At 70.7% G+C, this 15,238-nt stretch carries 13 protein-coding genes; 4 read left to right on the forward strand and 9 right to left on the reverse strand.

All coding sequences use genetic code 11. The features are described 5' to 3' along the window. Positions 1 to 18: 18 nt before the first annotated feature. Positions 19 to 1,224, reverse strand: coding sequence for a DUF4192 domain-containing protein (locus tag RHM57_RS11820; protein WP_166787222.1), 1,206 nt, complete (start codon positions 1,222 to 1,224; stop codon positions 19 to 21). Between the two features lie 110 nt (positions 1,225 to 1,334). Between RHM57_RS11820 and RHM57_RS11825 the strand changes: the two genes are divergently transcribed. Both RHM57_RS11825 and RHM57_RS19615 read left to right on the forward strand, forming a co-directional pair. Continuing rightward, the gene (locus tag RHM57_RS11825) at positions 1,335 to 2,516 is read left to right on the forward strand and encodes a MarP family serine protease (RefSeq protein WP_322188216.1); all 1,182 of its coding nucleotides are present in this window, start codon (positions 1,335 to 1,337) and stop codon (positions 2,514 to 2,516) included. A gap of 70 nt (positions 2,517 to 2,586) precedes the next feature. After that, a complete protein-coding gene (locus RHM57_RS19615) occupies positions 2,587 to 3,336 on the forward strand; it encodes an RNase H family protein (RefSeq protein ID WP_134445887.1) in 750 nt (249 codons plus the stop codon). A gap of 5 nt (positions 3,337 to 3,341) precedes the next feature. Here RHM57_RS19615 and RHM57_RS11835 read toward each other — a convergent pair whose 3' ends face one another. The 4 genes from RHM57_RS11835 to RHM57_RS11850 all read right to left on the reverse strand — a co-directional run bounded on the left by RHM57_RS11835 (position 3,342) and on the right by RHM57_RS11850 (position 7,321). Then, positions 3,342 to 3,632, reverse strand: coding sequence for a hypothetical protein (locus tag RHM57_RS11835; RefSeq protein ID WP_134445888.1), 291 nt, complete (start codon positions 3,630 to 3,632; stop codon positions 3,342 to 3,344). A 21-nt stretch (positions 3,633 to 3,653) separates the two neighbouring features. Next, positions 3,654 to 4,580 (reverse strand): Pvc16 family protein, encoded by a 927-nt coding sequence (locus tag RHM57_RS11840; RefSeq protein WP_134445889.1) that lies wholly within the window; start codon positions 4,578 to 4,580, stop codon positions 3,654 to 3,656. Positions 4,581 to 4,671: 91 nt separating this feature from the next. Next, positions 4,672 to 5,781: an o-succinylbenzoate synthase gene (gene menC / locus RHM57_RS11845; RefSeq protein ID WP_134445890.1), complete on the reverse strand. Its 1,110-nt coding sequence runs from the start codon at positions 5,779 to 5,781 to the stop codon at positions 4,672 to 4,674. Positions 5,782 to 5,857: 76 nt separating this feature from the next. Next, on the reverse strand, positions 5,858 to 7,321 hold the full coding sequence (locus tag RHM57_RS11850; protein WP_322188218.1) for a cryptochrome/photolyase family protein: 1,464 nt from the start codon (positions 7,319 to 7,321) through the stop codon (positions 5,858 to 5,860). 91 nt (positions 7,322 to 7,412) lie between these two features. Here RHM57_RS11850 and RHM57_RS11855 point away from each other — a divergent pair, with 91 nt between their 5' ends. Further along, entirely contained in the window at positions 7,413 to 8,363 is a 951-nt protein-coding gene (locus RHM57_RS11855) for an oxygenase MpaB family protein (RefSeq protein WP_134445891.1), read from the forward strand. Between the two features lie 17 nt (positions 8,364 to 8,380). Here RHM57_RS11855 and RHM57_RS11860 read toward each other — a convergent pair whose 3' ends face one another. The 4 genes from RHM57_RS11860 to RHM57_RS11875 all read right to left on the reverse strand — a co-directional run bounded on the left by RHM57_RS11860 (position 8,381) and on the right by RHM57_RS11875 (position 12,597). Continuing rightward, complete coding sequence (locus tag RHM57_RS11860) at positions 8,381 to 9,421, reverse strand: hypothetical protein (RefSeq protein ID WP_322188220.1); 1,041 nt, start codon at positions 9,419 to 9,421, stop codon at positions 8,381 to 8,383. A gap of 71 nt (positions 9,422 to 9,492) precedes the next feature. Beyond that, positions 9,493 to 10,170 carry a MerR family transcriptional regulator gene (locus tag RHM57_RS11865; RefSeq protein ID WP_134445892.1) on the reverse strand — a complete coding sequence of 226 codons (678 nt, stop codon included), beginning with the start codon at positions 10,168 to 10,170 and terminating at the stop codon, positions 9,493 to 9,495. Continuing rightward, the gene (locus RHM57_RS11870; protein WP_322135397.1) at positions 10,167 to 11,126 is read right to left on the reverse strand and encodes an NAD-dependent epimerase/dehydratase family protein; all 960 of its coding nucleotides are present in this window, start codon (positions 11,124 to 11,126) and stop codon (positions 10,167 to 10,169) included. Before RHM57_RS11870 ends, RHM57_RS11865 begins: the two co-directional genes overlap by 4 nt. Before the next feature lie 109 nt (positions 11,127 to 11,235). After that, positions 11,236 to 12,597 carry a M18 family aminopeptidase gene (locus tag RHM57_RS11875; RefSeq protein WP_322135396.1) on the reverse strand — a complete coding sequence of 454 codons (1,362 nt, stop codon included), beginning with the start codon at positions 12,595 to 12,597 and terminating at the stop codon, positions 11,236 to 11,238. Between the two features lie 77 nt (positions 12,598 to 12,674). Between RHM57_RS11875 and RHM57_RS11880 the strand changes: the two genes are divergently transcribed. Next, positions 12,675 to 15,203, forward strand: a complete 2,529-nt coding sequence (locus RHM57_RS11880) for a glycoside hydrolase family 65 protein (RefSeq protein WP_322188222.1) — start codon at positions 12,675 to 12,677, stop codon at positions 15,201 to 15,203. The last annotated feature ends 35 nt before the right edge of the window (positions 15,204 to 15,238 follow it).

The raw sequence follows: 15,238 nt of genomic DNA on the forward strand, positions 1-15,238 counted from the left end.
TGCCGCTCGCGTGGTCGATCAGGTGTCACCGGCGTCATCCGCCGGCACCGCGAACGCCCACTCGGGCAGGTGCCCGGCGGAGACGACGGTGAGCAGCAGCCTGGCCATGCCGTATTCCGGGTCGATCGCCAGGGCCTGGTCGATGAAGATCCCGGCGACCGAGCTGCGCCCGAGCGCCCACGACAGCCAGGCGAGCATGCACAGTGGCGCGGGGCGCACTCGTTTCGGAGCTAGCGCGACCAGTGTCTTCAGGAGGTCGATACCGCGTTCGATCCGTTCAGGGTCAGGACGTTGCGAGACGGATCCGAGCATGAGGTCGCCGGTCTGCGCGAGGTCCCCCGTTGCGCCGGATCCGGCCTGCTCCTCTGCGACGATGTCGTCCATGCTGCGGCCGGTCTCGCGCTGGATCGCGGCATACCGTTCGTTCAGTTCGTGCGTCACCCGCCCGATCTCCTCGCCGAACGCGATCTGCAGCATGACCTGGTCGCGCCGGGCCGGGCTCTTCAGCAGGAACAGCAGGGTTGCTGCCTGTTCGGCGTCGAGAGCGGAGGGGTCCCGTTCGAGCGCGGCCTCCGTTGTCGACACCGGGTCGAGGATGTCCCCGACCATGGCCACGAGTTCGGGCAGGTCGGGCGCGTCGGGAACCTGGGACCCGAGGCATTCGTACCGGGTCAGCCTCCTGGCGCAGCGGTCCCGGAGCGCGAGGTCGACCTTCGGCAGGTCGGCCCGGCTCACGAGGTGCCCGAGTTCACGCCGGGCCTCCGGCGGCAGGTCGCGGTTCACCGGGGACTCCGCGATCTCGGACAGCGGCCGCCCGCCCGCCGGGCAGGCGGGGTCGAGATAGGAACCCCAGCCGTCTGCGGCGACGCACAGGGAATCCCGGACGAGGAAGCCGGACAGTTCGGCCCGGCGGCCCAGGATTTCCGCGAAGCGCTCACCGGGGATGCCCGGCACGTCCGCGAACCGTTCGTCGGTGTAGAGGACGGGTACGACGGCGTCCACCCCCTCGATCTTGCACAGCGTGCCGACGAGAGTGGTCGCGACGCGGCGGAGGACCGTGCGTGCGAGGTCGGGTTCCGGCAGGTTGAAGCGCAGGGCTCCGCAGGTGCGGTTGCCGCGGAAGGCGACGAGGACCACGCTGCGCTCGGGCTGGAACCCGGCGAGCTGTGGCACGAGGGCGAGGAAGTCGTGGGCTTCCTTGGTCTTCACGATGGTCGGTGTCATGCGGACACTCTCCCGGGGCGTTCCCTCCCCGGGTGCGCTCGCTGGGGATCGGTGCATAACTCGCGCAAGGAACGCAACCTGTGCATAACTCCCCACGTAGTCTTGGAGCTATGCCCATTTCGACCATCGTGGACGTCCTCCTCGTCCTGCTCCTGCTGGGCTATGTCGTCTCCGGCTACCGCAGCGGCCTGATCGGCAGCCTGAGCGGCATCGCCGGCCTCGTCGCCGGCGGTATCGCCGCATACTTCCTCGTTCCGCTCGTCGGAGCCTGGGTGCCTGCAGCGGAGTGGCGCACCGCAGCGACCCTCGCCACCGCCGCCGTCCTCCTGCTCGGCGGCCTGTCGATCGGCGGAACCCTCGGCAGGGTGCTCCGTCCCCGAGCGGCCCGAAGACGGCTGCTCGTCGTCGACCGGGTGTTCGGCGCCGGCATCGCCGTCGTCGTCGCAGCGAGCATCGTGTCGATGCTCGCCTTCAGCATCGGGTCGCTCGGGGTGCCGGTCCTGTCGCCCGCGATCGCCTCGTCGACGGTGGTGCGGTCGATCAACTCGCTCACGCCCGATCCGGTCAAGGCCTTCCTCGCCCAGCTGCGTGCGATGGTCGTCACCGAGGGCATCCCTCGGGTCATCGAGGCCTTCAACGGGCCGGTGCCCACGGTTCCCGTCGTCACCGGCACGAGCGCCGAACTGCTCGCCGCGCAGGATTCCGTGCTCAAGATCGTCGGGACGGCATATGCCTGCGGGCAGAACCAGTCCGGGAGCGGCTTCGTCATCGCGCCGGGCCGGGTGCTGACCAACGCGCACGTCGTCGCGGGCGTCTCAGAGCCCGTCGTCGAGTCGGCTGACGGCACGGCCCGCGCGGGAAACGTCGTGTACTTCGACCCGGCGGCCGACCTCGCCGTCATCGCCGTCGCTGGGCTCGATGCCGAACCTCTCGGCCTCGGTGCGGACCTCGCGACAGGAAGCCTGGCCGTGAGCGACGGCTATCCGTACGGCGGACCGTTCGAAACCGGACCCGCGGAGGTCGTCGCGGTCGCACCGGCTGTCGTCGGTGACATCTACGGCGACAATCCGACCTCCCGGTCGATCTACACGCTCGCGGCGGACATCCAGCACGGCGAGTCCGGCGGGCCGCTGCTCAATCAGGACGGCAAGGTCGTCGGCGTCGTCTTCGCGAAGTCGACGGTCACCGCCAACATCGGCTACGCCCTCGCGATGGAGTCCGTCACCCCCGTCGCCGCAGAGGCCGCATCGCTCACAGACTCCGTCGAGCCCGGGCACTGCGTCGTCGGCTAGCTTCACCCGGTCAATGCGAAAATAGGGAAGAACACCGGGGAGCGAGACCGCTCCCCGAGGAGAGGCCACCATGACCATCACCGCTGCCGCCGACGGTTCGGCCCTCGGCAACCCGGGACCGGCCGGCTGGGCCTGGTACGTCGACGACTCCTGCTGGGACGCCGGCGGCTGGAAGCACGCCACCAACAACCAGGGCGAGCTCAAGGCCGTCCTCGAGCTCTTCCGCGCGACCGCGCACCTCGACGAGGACCTCCTCGTGCTGTGCGACAGCCAGTACGTGATCAACTCGGTGACCAAGTGGATGCGCGGCTGGAAGGCCAAGGGCTGGCGCAAGGCCGACGGCAAGCCGGTGCTGAACCTCGAGTTGCTCCAGGAGATCGACGCGGCGCTCGCCGGCCGTCGCTACCGGTTCGAATGGGTCAAGGGACACGCGAACCATCCGCTCAACGAGGCAGCGGATGCCCGGGCCAGGGCCGTCTCCGAGGCGTACCAGCGCGGTGGGCCGATCCCGAAGGGTCCCGGGTTCGTGCGGGCGGGCACCCCGGCGGCACCGGCGGCCCAGACGGCCCCTGCGGTTCCTGCGGTCGGCCCTGCAGCCGGTGCCGCCTCGCGAGAGCAGAAGCCGGCCGTGCGCCGGGCCGTTTCCGCTCCGCCCGCGCGCGCGGCGCATCCGGAGTTGTTCTCGTTCGACGACGCCGCAGACCCCGCCGCCGCACATGAGGTCTCCCTCACGCTCACCGCCGAGCAGCATGCCCGCCTCACCGCACACGCAGCGCGCCTCGGGCTGACGGTTGAGGACGCGCTCCGCACCCTGATCTAGCGGGGTCAGTGGACGGGCAGCCAGCGGCCGTGGACGCGCTCGGTGACCTGCCACGTGATCACTCCCGCGCGGACGCGGGTGCCCGCGAGGGTGTGCGCGCCGATTCGGACCGCTGAGGCCGCATCGTCCGCGGTGAAGCGCACGGTCGCGCGCGCCGAACCGGCCACGACGGCCAGGTCGGACGCCTCGACGGTCGTGAGCTCGGCCGCGGCGGCCGCAGCAGCCGGCAGGACGGAGTCGGGGGCGACCCCGGGTTGCAGGCTGCCGATGGTCATGGTGATCCGGAACGAGGGCATTCCCTCAGCGTAAGCGGGGCTTCAGCGAGCGGGGAACCGCACCTCGACCCGGGCGCGATCGGCGAGCTCGTCGCCGGAGAGATCCGTGAGCGCGATGATCACGACGCTCGGGGCGTTCCCGAGCCGGTCGAGCACCGCTCCCACGTCGATCGCGGCGTACGGGTCGTCGGGGTCGAGTTCCTCGGGGCGCACGCCGAAGACGGCGTCGGCGTCGTCGACCAGGAGTACGGCGCCCTCTTCTTTCACCCGTTCGAACAGCCGATCGAGCGTCGCATCGGTCTCCTCGGGGGACGACGCGACGACACTGTCGAGCCCGACGGTGACGAGGGCCTTGCCGAGCTCGCTCGCAGCGGATGCCGCCGCCGCGGCCTTCGCACCGGCATCCGTGCCGCTGAACACGGCGATCGCCCCGGCGCCCGCGAGCTTCACGACGTCCCGGATCGTTCCGAGCTTCGTGACCCGTTCCGTCGTGTCGAGTGTGAATGACGCCATCACCGCGAACGAAACGCGCAGGGGGGCGGCGGATGCCTGCCAGAGCGAGGTGAGCACCTCGGTCGTGAGCGGAGAGGGGGTGAGCCAGACCTGGAGTTTCTCGCTCGACGTCACGGGAACCGTGAGTACCGGATGCCGTTCGATCGCGGCCTGTGCGGTGCCGAAGTCGCGGTGGCTTGCCGCGTCGGTGTCCTCGATGTCGGCCGCGAAGGCGCTCACGAGATAGCGCAACTCCGCGATGACCCGGCTGGGCCCATGCTGTGCGCTCGCCTCGCGATAGCTGATCAGGCTGTCGCTGTAGAGGAACAGGTTGATCGACGACCCGGTGACCCCGGTGCGTGCGACGTCGAGGCTGCGCGCCGTCACGTTCAGTCCGAAGGGCGACCCGGCGAGCATCGACTGGAGCGCCACAGTCGTGGCCGCGATCACCTGCCCGTAGTTCGAGAGCGAGGACATGGCGACTCCGGCTTCTGGGGCAGTGGACCCGCCACCGATTTCACGCTACTCCGCCTGACCGCGCAGGTCGAGGACTTCTCGTGCCGCTGGATCAGAAACGGATGTCCGAACTCGACACGGTGAGGTCGTGGAGCACGTCGGGCAGCACCTCCACGCCGATGCCCGGCCCGGTCGGAACCCGGAGGTGGCCGTCCTCGAGCACGAACGGCTTCGTCAGGTCCTGGGCGTAGTAGCGGCTCGAGGCGGAGGTGTCCCCCGGAAGAACGAAGTTGGGCAGCCCGGCGAGCGCCACGTTCGCCGCCCGGCCGATGCCGGTCTCGAGCATGCCGCCGCACCAGACCGGAACGCCGTGGGCGGCCGCGACGTCGTGGATCCGCCTGGCCTCGAGGTAGCCGCCGACCCGGGAGGGCTTGACGTTGATGATGCTGCACGCGCCGAGGGTGATCGCTGCGGCGGCGTCCCTGGCCGACTCGATCGATTCATCGAGGCAGACCGGGGTCTGGATGAGGGTCGCGAGGGCGGCGTGCCCGAGCATGTCGTCTTCTGCGAGCGGCTGTTCGATCAGGAGCAGGTCGAAGGGGTCGAGCCTGGCGAGGTGGCGGGCGTCAGCGAGTGTGTATGCGGTGTTCGCGTCGACCTGGAGCAGCACGTCGGGCCCGAAGCGCTCGCGCACGGCACGCACGGGGGCGAGATCCCAGCCCGGCTCGATCTTGAGCTTGATCCGGAGGTACCCCTCGTCGAGGTAGCCCTCGACGGCGGCGAGGAGCCGGTCGATCGAGTCCATGATCCCGACGGAGACCCCGGCGGGGACGAGGTCGCTCACCGCTCCGAGGTAGCCCCCGAACGAGACTCCCGAGGTGCGGAGCTGGGCGTCGAGGATCGCGGTCTCGAGGGCGGCCTTCGACATCCGGTGCCCTTTGACCGCGGCGAGCGCCGGTGCGACCCGCTCGGCGGTGAGGCGTTCGCCGGCCGCGTTCAGCCGCGGGGCGAGGTGGTCGCGGATCACGAGTTCGCAGCCGTCGAGGAACTCCGAACTGTAGAGGGGCTCGGCCTCCGCGGCGCATTCGGCCCAGCCCTCGGAATCCGCCGTTGTCACGTGCACGAGGAGGGCCTCGCGCTCGGACACCGAGCCGAAGGAGGTACGGAACGGGCTGACGAGCGGCAGGCGCACCCGACGCAGTTCGATGTTCTCGATCTTCATCCCGGTTTCCTCCGTCTCGCGCCCCGGCCACGAGCGCCCTCCCCCTGAATCTAACGCTTCGAAAGAACCCGGGAGCTCACCACACCGTGCGAGAGCGCTCCTGCGCGACGACGGCCTCACGGTCGGCGAGACGTCGCAGTCCGGCCAGCGGCTGGCTCATCCGGTGGTTGCCGCGGATGCGCGGCTCGACCCTGTCGAGGAAGGCCCAGTAGCCGGCCGTGAATGGGCAGGCATCCTCGCCGAGTCGTTTCTTCGGGTTGAACGGGCAGCCGCCGCAGAAATCGCTCATCGTCGAGATGTATGCGCCGCCCGACGCGTATGGCTTGGTCGCGACTATGCCGCCGTCGGCATGCTGGGACATCCCGACGACGTTGGCCGGCATCACCCACGGTGTGCCGTCCACGAACGCCGCAATGAACCAGTCGTTCAGCTCGCCCGGGTGATAGCCGCGCTGCATGGCCTGGTTGCCCAGGATCATCAGGCGCTGGATGTGATGGGCCCAGCCGGTGTCGGCAACGGCGTTCAGCACGTGGCTGACGCACGCCGCGCGCACGCCGGAGCCGTCGAGCTCACGGAACGACCGGGGCAACGGCTCGTGGGCGCCCAGGAAATTGCTGTCGCCGACGTAGTCGGGTCCGAGGTGCCAGTAGAGGTGCCATACCCAGTCCCGCCAGCCCATCAGCTGGCGGACGACCGCCTCGACGCTCTGCAGCGGCGCCGCGCCGCTCGCATGGGCCGAGACGACCGCATCGATCACCTCCCGCGGGTGCAACAGCCCCAGGTTCAGCGGAACGCTCAACCGGGAGTGCGCCATCGCATCGTCTCCGCGCAGCGACGCGTCCTCGAAGGGACCGAAGTCGTTCAGCCGGGTCTCGATGAAGTCGTCGAGGGCGGCAAGGGCTTCGGCCCGGGTCGCGGCGAAGCGTCGCGGTCCGTCCCGGCCGATCAGGGTGATCCGGCCATCCGCCTGGAGCCGGTCGAGGTCGCGGCGCACCTCGGCGTCGATCTCGTCTTCGACCGGGGTCCACGGGTCGGGCAGGCCGAGGCCGACGGCCCCACGGGGCGGCGGGCGGCGGTTGTCGTGGTCGAAGTTGAACCGGCCGCCTTCGGGGTCTGGGCCGCGCATCAGGACGCCGGTCCGGGCGCGCACCGAGCGGTAGAACTGCTCGAGCACCAGCCGGGAGGCCGGTCGGCCCGCCGCCCAGTCCGCGAAGTCGGCCTCGCTCGTGACGAAACCCCTGCTGGGCAGCACGTCGGCCCCGAGTTCGGCCACGAGCGCCCGCGCCCCCCAGCTGGTGGGATCGATCACCTCGAGCGGGCGTCCGGAGAGCACGTCGCGATAGTGCTCCGCGCGCAGGAATTCCACCCGATCGCCGAGTTCCCGCGCCCGGTGCCGCAGTGCGCTGAGGATCAGGTGCGCCTTCGCCCGGTGGTACGGCCAGCGGCCAAGGACCCCGACGGCCTCGACCAGGACGATCGGTCCGCCGTCATCGAAATGCGGTCCGAGCTGGTCGGCGAACAGGAATCGGGGCACCGGCATGGTCGTGATTCTAGAGCCGGGCAAGCGCATCAGATTCCGCCGGTCGTGCCGTTCGGGGCGGATGCCCAGCCGGCGCCGGTTAACCTCGGGTATGGGCAGGTTCACGGACAGCTGGCGGTCGCATCTCCTCTCGACGCTGTCCGGAAACTCCGAGGGACGGCCCTCGTGGGTGGAGAAGATGGAACTCGGCGAGGACGCCGGTTTCTTCGGACCGGGGTCGGCCGCGTGGGCGGTGCACGGCGGGATGGCGACGATGGTCGCCGGGATCCGCGCGCTGCTGATGCAGACCCTGCACCCGGGCGCGATGGCCGGGGTGCACGACTGGTCGCGGTACCGGGAGGACCCGCTCGGGCGCCTCTCCGGGACGATCCAGTGGCTTGTGACGGTCACCTTCGCCGACACGACCGTCGCGACCGACGAGTCGACGCGGGTCGGGCGTTTCCACGACCGGGTGACGGGCACCTACCTCGATGCGGCGGGAGTTTCGCGGCCCTACGCCGCCGGGGACGCCGAGCTGCTCTCCTGGGTGCACATCGTCTTCACGGATGCCTTCCTCGAGTCCCACAAGCTGTGGGGAGGCAGCATCCCGGGTGGCGCTGACGGGTACGTGCGCGAGTGGGCGAAGGCCGGCGAGCTGGTGGGAGTGCAGCACCCGCCGCGGTCGGCGGCGGAGCTCGCCGCCCAGTTGGCCGCCTTCACGGATGCCGGGGTACTGAAGAGCGACGAGCGCGTCGCCGAGGCGGTGCGTTTCATCCGCAATCCGCCGCTGCGGCGCGGGATGCTGCCGTTCTACCGGGTGATGTTCGCCGGTGCGGTCGCATCGCTCCCCCGCGAGTACCGGCGGCTGCTCGGGCTGCGCCGCTCGGTGTTCCCCGTCGTGTGGGCGACCGGGGCGGTTCTCGGGATCGTGCGGATGCTGCTCGGCGCGTCGTCGACGTCGGAGGACGCGGCCCGGACCCGCATCGACCGCATCGCCCGTGCTCGCGTCGCGCCAGAGCCCGACGCTGAGGTGTCGCAGATCGACGTTCCCGGGCCCAGTTAACCTCGATCTGCGACACCTCACGGCGCGGCGGCATCCGTGGGCGGAATCGCGGCGCGGGAGGCTGCGGACAGCACGAGCGTCGCCGCCACGGCGACGGCAGCGACGAGCGCGATGGTGAGGGTCGTCACGAGTGCATCGGGGCGCACGATCGACTCCCCGGCGAGCGCCTGGCCGGTGAGGATCGCGAGAACCCCGACGTAGAGCGCGATGACGACAGCGAGCAGCCGGAACCGCACGGTCGGCGGGCGCACGAGCGCCACCCGTCGGGCGAGCACCTCGAGGAGCAGGGCTGTGAGCGGGATCACCTGGAGGGCGTGCATGCCGACGAAGTGCGGAATCCGCAGGTCACCCGCGACGGTGCTCCAGCCGAGGAGCGGCAGCCCCGGGCCACCGTCAGGGACGCCGACGGTGTGGGCGCCGGCGATGCCCTGGAAGTGGTCGAGTTGCGCGGCGGTCGGCCCGGTCATCAGGAAGGCGAGGCCCATCCCGAGCACGGCGATCACGGTGCCGGCCCGGATCGCGAGCGCCCGGGCCGGATCGCCGAGGTCCGTACGGAACAGCAGGACCGCCGTGACGAGGGCGGCCATCCAGACGAGCACGATGGAGAATGCCATCACCGACCAGAGCGTCGCGGACACCGGGGTGGACACATTGAAGTGGCTCGTGATGCCGAGGGCGGCGTCGCCGACGATGATCACCATTTCGATGACAAGTGCGATCGTCGACACCGTGCCGATCCACCAGGCCAGTCGGCGACGACGTGCAGAAAGGATCCCGAGCAGCCAGGCGAGGCTCGCCGCGTAGACGAGCACGCTGATCGAGAACTTGAGCGGCTTGGCCCAGACGGGCGCGCCGGTGAGGCTGCGCGGATCGACCAGGAGGCCGACCAGGCAGACCACCACGAGCACCGCCATGGCCGCGGTCGCCGCGAGCAGCGGTCGATGCCAGGCCAGGGTGCGCAGCGCGGGCCACGCGGTGATCTCTCGCCGGTTGTCGGCGGATGCCGGCGGTGCCGTGGTGCCTGGCGCCGGGGTCTCTGGAAACTCGGGGGTGTTCATGGGGCGCTCCCTGTTCTGTCGGTCGGGCGTGGCGGTGCGGTGGCTCGTGCTGTCGTGCTGTCGTGCGATGTTCAGGGGGTGTGGTCGGGTGCCGCCTCGGGTGCGGACCCCGGCGCGGGCTCGGGCGCCGCTTCGGGAGGCATGCCGTAGCGAAGGGCGGCGATGTGTTCCTGCGCGGCGCGGCGCAGGCCGGAGAAGAGCTTGTCGCCGAGAACGGTGCCGACCACGACGGTCTCGCCCTTCGCGGCCCGGTCGACCCGCGCATCCAGTTCGTCGATGTCGGCCTCGGCGGCCAGCAGGGCGGCGGCGGCGTACCGGTCGAACCAGCCGCGAGCGTCGGTCTGGCCGACCTCGGCGAAGGTGTCGACGACCCTGGCCGCGGCCAGTCGGCCGGGGTTCGCCGCCGAGACATGCCAGCCGGCGGTGAGGGCGTCCACCCGGGCCAGGGCTTTCGCGCTCACCGCGGACTCATCGATCGTCGCCGACACCGAGTGCTGGGCGATCTCGAAGGTCTCCGGCAGCGACAGCTCGGAGTCGATGGCCTCGAGCACCCGCCGGACGGCCGCGACGCTCAGCCCGCCGACCTCGGTGAGGCCGCGAATGAGGCGGATGCGCTCGAGGTGCGACTCCGCGTACAGCGCCTGGTTCGGCCCGGAACGCTCCCCGCCGGCGAGGAGGTTCTCACGCTGGTAATACTTGATCGTCGCGACGGCGGTCCCGCTCCGGGTGCTCAGCTCTGCCATTCTCATCGCTCGTCCTGGGCCTGCAGTCCGGCGGCCTCGAGGGCACGGTAGCTCGCGATGACCTCGGGAAGGGACTCCTCCCAGGGTGTCGCAGCCACACCGAGCAGTCGTTCGGTCTCTGCGGCGTCGACGACGAAGGGGGCGGTGAACTGGTAGTCGGAGTCGTTGGCGGCGCGGATGAACGGCACGAACATCCCCAGAACGCGCAGCATCGTTGGGCTGAGCCTGGCCAGGCTCCCGCGGTTGACCGTGAGTGCGTTGACGCGGGCGGCGAGCTCTGTGCGGGAAAGCGGTTCGGCGGCAGGCACGTGCCAGGCGCGACCCCACGACCCCTGGTAGTCCGCCGCCGCGAGGAGGGTTGCGACGATATCGGCCAGATAGCACCAGCTGTGCGGCGCGTCGGGGCTTCCGAAGACGCGCGCGGTCTTTCCGGCGATCAGCGGACCGAAGAAGGCGCTCCCGAGCTGGGAGGTCCTGCCAGCGCCCGGGCCGAAGTAGTCGCTCGCGCGCACCTCCACAACCTGGATCTCCCCGCGCTTCGCGGCGGCGAGGGCGAGTTCCCAGCCCTCGGTGCGCACCCGGCCCTTCGGCTCGGTCGGATGCTGCGGCGTCGCCTCGGTCATCGGCATCGGGCTGCCCTCTCCGTAGCCGTAGAGGTTGCCCATCAGCACGAGCCGGGCCCCGGATCGGCGCGCGGCAACGATGGCGGCCCGGAACATCGGCGGCCAGAGCTCCGGCCAACGGTTGTACTGACGCGGTCCGGTCGTGAGGAAGATCGTGGCCGCGCCCTCGGCCGCCGCGGCGAAGGCCTCGGCGTCCGCGGCGTCGAGGATGCGGGCGGTCGCGCCGGCAGCGGCGGTGCCGGAACGGGTGGCGACAGTGACGGTGTCTCCGCGCTCGACGAGGGCACGGGCAAGGGCACTGCCGAGATAACCGGCGCCGACGACAAGCTGGGTGGCCATGGGATTCTCCTTCGGGACGGCACACGACCATCCGATCAGATACATGAACTATCTGATAGTGAGAATATCCGATAGTGGAAGTATCCGCTACCCCCTCGTCGGACCGCCGTCACTCCCCGGGAGCGAAGAAGGCGCCGATCGCCGCGCTCAGTGCGACCGGGTCGGCCACGTGGCAGAGTTCGCGGGCCGAGTGCATCGACAGGAGCCCGATGCCGACGTCCACCGTGTGGATGCCGAGCCGGGTCGCGGTCAGCGGGCCGATCGTCGAGCCGCACGGGACCGTGTTGTTCGAGACGAACTCCTGGTAGGCAACGCCCGCCTGCGCGCAGGTGCGGGCCCAGAGGGCGGCACCGGCGGCATCCGTGGCGTAGCGCTGCGTCGCGTTGATCTTGAGCAGCGGGCCCGCGCCGGGGACCGGCAGGTTCACCGGGTCGTGCTTCTCTGGGTAGTTCGGGTGCACGAGGTGCCCGGCGTCGGCCGAGAGGCACCACGAGGCGGCGTACGCACGCAGCTTGTCCGAGGCGGATGCGCCGAGTCCGGCCCCGATCCGGGTCAGGACATCGTCGAGGAGCGGTCCGCTCGCGCCGGAACGGGTCTGGGAACCGAGTTCCTCGTGGTCGAAGGCGGCGAGGACACTCGTGCTCTGGACCACGCCCGCGGCGGCGTCGAGACCGGCCGTGTCGTCGTCCGTGACCGCGAGGAGCGCGACGAGTCCCGCGTGCACGGACGACAGGTTGTCGAGGCGTCCGGCGGCGAAAAGCACGTTGCCGAGGCCGAAGCGCGCGGGGGCCGCGGAGTCGGCGGTCAGGAGGTCGTAACCGGCCACATCCGCCGCCTCGAGCCCGGCCAGGCCGGCGAGGTGGGCGAGCAGGTCCGCGGCATCGAGGTCGCCGACCCCGTAGACCGGGTTCAGGTGGCGCTGGCGGTCGAGGGTGAGGCCGTTGTTGGCGTCACGGTCGAGGTGGATGGCGAGCTGCGGGATGCGCAGGAACGGGCCGGTGCGCACGAGGTGCTCCGTGCCGTCTCGGGTGACGAGGCGCCCGGCGAGTTCGAGCTCGCGGTCGAGCCAGGAATTGAGCAGCGGGCCGCCGTAGACCTCGACGCCGGCCTGCAGCCAGCCCCGGTTGCCGATGGTCGGCTTCGGCTTGAGCTTGAAGCCGGGCGAATCGGTGTGCGCACCGAGGATGCGGAACGGCGACACCGGGCCGACCCCCGCCGGCTGCACCCAGGCGACGACCGCGCCGTCGCGCACGATGAAGTGCCGCCTGGCCACGGCCGCGTTCGCGCCGACCGTGCTGCCCGCGCTTCCCGCGCTTCCCGGCCACTCATCGCGCTCGTCGAGCCGGGTGAATCCACCGGCCTCGAGCCTTCGTTCGAGTTCCGCGGCGGCGTGGTACGAGGACGGCGACGCTGCGATGAAGCCGGCGAGGTCGTCGATGTACTCTGGGTGCGAATCCGGTGCAAAGGTCATCCCCCTATCCAAGCACCGGCCGGCGACGGGCATGCACGAGGGCTTTCGCCGGACGGATGACCGCAGAAGGGTGCGCCATGGTCCCGACCGTCCGGCCGAGCAACACCGCCGATGCGAGCACCGTTCCGAGGCGCCCGCCGAGCACCGTCGCGGATGCCGTCGCGGGCGGCGACGCGGCTGCCGACGCCTGGGTGCTGCGCTTCGAGGGCTTCGACCCGGCCACCGAGGGCGTCCGCGAAGCACTCTGCGCCCTCGGCAACGGATACTGGGGCACCCGGGGCGCTGCCCCAGAGGCTTCGTCGGATGCCGTACACTACCCGGGCACCTACCTCGCCGGCGTCTACAACCCGGTTCACACCGAGCTCGGCAGCCATTCCCGCGACGATGAGCACATGGTCAATGCCCCCAATTGGCTCGCCCTGTCGTTCCGCATCGGCACCGCGGACTGGTTCCGGCCAGAGGACCCCGGAGTCCTGGACTACCGGCAGGAACTCGACCTCAGGCGCGGCCTGCTGACCAGGGTCATCCGCTTTCGGGACGCCGACCGGCACACGACAACGGTCACCTCGCGGCGTTTCGTGTCCCAGTCCGACCCGCACGTCGCCGTGCTCGAGACGACCTTTGAGGCTGAGGGCTGGTCCGGCCCTGTGACGGTGCGCTCGGCCGTCGACGGCCGCGTCGCGAACCGCAATGTGGCGGCCGATGCCGCGCTCACGAACAGGCACCTGATGCCACGTGCCCGCACCGAGGTCGACGACCGCACCGTGCTGCTCGAAATGGAAACCACCGTCTCGGGCGTGCACATCGCGATGGCCGCGCGCACCCGGGTCTTCGAGGCCGACCCTGCGGGCGCGGATCGGCCAGGCCCACCCCGCGAGATCATGGTGGACCGGCGATTCCTGAGCGAACCCGGCTTCGTCGCGCACGAGTTCGAGCTGCACCTCGAGCCTGGGCGCCCGGTCCGGGTGGAGAAGACCGTCATCGTCGGCACGTCGAGGGACCGTGCCGTCGTGTCGGCGCCCTTCGCCGTGACCGCGTGGATGCGCCGGGTCGCCGACCCGGCGGACCTTCTCGTCGCGCACGAACGTGAATGGCGCGGGCTCTGGGACGAGTTCGCGGTGAACCTCGACGACAACGAGCACCAGTCCCTCGCGCTCAACCTCAACACCTTCCACGTCTTGCAGACCCTCGCCGGCGTCGACGCCGACCTCGACGCCGGCGTCCCCGCCCGTGGGCTCACCGGGGAGGGCTACCGGGGGCACGTGTTCTGGGACGAAGTCTTCGTCTACCCGGTGCTCACCCTGCGCCGCCCCGACCTGAGCAGGGCGCTCATCGGCTACCGGTACCGGCGCCTCGCCGAGGCCAGGGCGGCCGCGACGGCCGCCGGCCTCGAGGGCGCGATGTTCCCCTGGCAGAGCGGCATCGACGGGCGGGAGGTGACCCCGGCCGAACTGTTCAACCCGCGCACCGGCGAGTGGATGCCCGATCATTCCCACAACCAGCGCCACGTCGGGCTGGCCGTCGCGTACAGCGTGTGGACGTACTACCAGGCAACAGGGGACGTCGACTTCCTCATCCACCAGGGTGCCGAACTGCTGCTGGAGGTCGCCCGGTTCTTCGCGGCCCTGGCCAGGTACGACGAGAGCGCCGACCGGTTCGACATCACCGGCGTCATGGGACCTGACGAATTCCACGATGGAGCCCCCGGAGCGCCGGGAACGGGGCTGCGCAACAACACCTATACCAACGTGATGACCGCCTGGCTGATGGCGCGGGCCGTCGACATGGTCGCCGTGCTGAACGGGCGCAGCTGCCGGCCGCTCTGGAACCGGCTCGGCCTGCGCCCGGGCGAGGTCGACCGCTGGCGGCACATCGGCAGCCGGCTCCGGCTGTCGTTCCTGGCCGGAGGGGTGCCCAGCCAGTTCGACGGATACGAGGCGCTCCCCGAGTTCGACTGGGCGGGGTATCGCGCCCGCTACGGCGACCTCGGCCGGCTCGACCTGATCCTCAACGCGGAGGGCGACAGCACGAACAACCACCGGGTGTCCAAGCAGGCCGACGTGCTGATGCTGCTCTACCTGTTCTCGGCCGAGGAACTGCGGAGGCTGCTGCACGGGCTGGGGTACCCTCTGCCGCCGGAGGCCGTCGTCGCCACGGTGGACTTCTACGGGTCCCGGTCCACGCACGGGTCGACCCTGAGCAACGTCGTGCATTCCTGGGTGGAGGCCCGTCGCGACCGGGAGCGCTCCTGGCAGTTCCTGACCAGGGCCCTGGACAGCGACCTCGCCGACATCCAGGGCGGCACCACCCACGAGGGCATCCACCTCGGCGCGATGGCGGGGTCCGTGGACATGATGGTGCGGTGTTACAGCGGCCTCGAGATCCGCGACGACATCCTCTGGCTCCACCCCGTACTCCCCGCGGAGCTCGGTGCGTTCTCGTTCAGCATCAACTACCGGGACCACCCGATCCGGCTCGAGCTCACGTCGACGAACCTGCGCGTGACACTCAGCGCCGGCGGTGCCCCGCCGATCCGGGTACGGGTGGAGGGCCAGGACGCCTGGCTCGCCCCGGGCCAGGTCCGCGATTTCCCCCTGGTCCCGTAGCGGAGGCCCTAGACTGACCGCAATCGACTAGGTGG

The sequence above is a fragment of the Cryobacterium sp. 10S3 genome, assembly GCF_034344045.1.
Lineage (GTDB): Bacteria > Actinomycetota > Actinomycetes > Actinomycetales > Microbacteriaceae > Cryobacterium > Cryobacterium glucosi.

Excerpts from the sequence above, each read along its gene's own strand:
- RHM57_RS11840 (WP_134445889.1), bottom strand. The coding sequence starts at position 4,580 with ATGTCCTCGCTCTCGAACTACGGGCAGGTGATCGCGGCCACGACTGTG.
- RHM57_RS11825 (WP_322188216.1), top strand. The coding sequence starts at position 1,335 with ATGCCCATTTCGACCATCGTGGACGTCCTCCTCGTCCTGCTCCTGCTG.
- RHM57_RS11875 (WP_322135396.1), bottom strand. The coding sequence starts at position 12,597 with ATGACCTTTGCACCGGATTCGCACCCAGAGTACATCGACGACCTCGCC.
- RHM57_RS11865 (WP_134445892.1), bottom strand. The coding sequence starts at position 10,170 with ATGAGAATGGCAGAGCTGAGCACCCGGAGCGGGACCGCCGTCGCGACG.
- RHM57_RS11870 (WP_322135397.1), bottom strand. The coding sequence starts at position 11,126 with ATGGCCACCCAGCTTGTCGTCGGCGCCGGTTATCTCGGCAGTGCCCTT.
- menC (WP_134445890.1), bottom strand. The coding sequence starts at position 5,781 with ATGAAGATCGAGAACATCGAACTGCGTCGGGTGCGCCTGCCGCTCGTC.
- RHM57_RS19615 (WP_134445887.1), top strand. The coding sequence starts at position 2,587 with ATGACCATCACCGCTGCCGCCGACGGTTCGGCCCTCGGCAACCCGGGA.
- RHM57_RS11850 (WP_322188218.1), bottom strand. The coding sequence starts at position 7,321 with ATGCCGGTGCCCCGATTCCTGTTCGCCGACCAGCTCGGACCGCATTTC.
- RHM57_RS11880 (WP_322188222.1), top strand. The coding sequence starts at position 12,675 with ATGGTCCCGACCGTCCGGCCGAGCAACACCGCCGATGCGAGCACCGTT.
- RHM57_RS11855 (WP_134445891.1), top strand. The coding sequence starts at position 7,413 with ATGGGCAGGTTCACGGACAGCTGGCGGTCGCATCTCCTCTCGACGCTG.
- RHM57_RS11835 (WP_134445888.1), bottom strand. The coding sequence starts at position 3,632 with ATGCCCTCGTTCCGGATCACCATGACCATCGGCAGCCTGCAACCCGGG.
- RHM57_RS11820 (WP_166787222.1), bottom strand. The coding sequence starts at position 1,224 with ATGACACCGACCATCGTGAAGACCAAGGAAGCCCACGACTTCCTCGCC.
- RHM57_RS11860 (WP_322188220.1), bottom strand. The coding sequence starts at position 9,421 with ATGAACACCCCCGAGTTTCCAGAGACCCCGGCGCCAGGCACCACGGCA.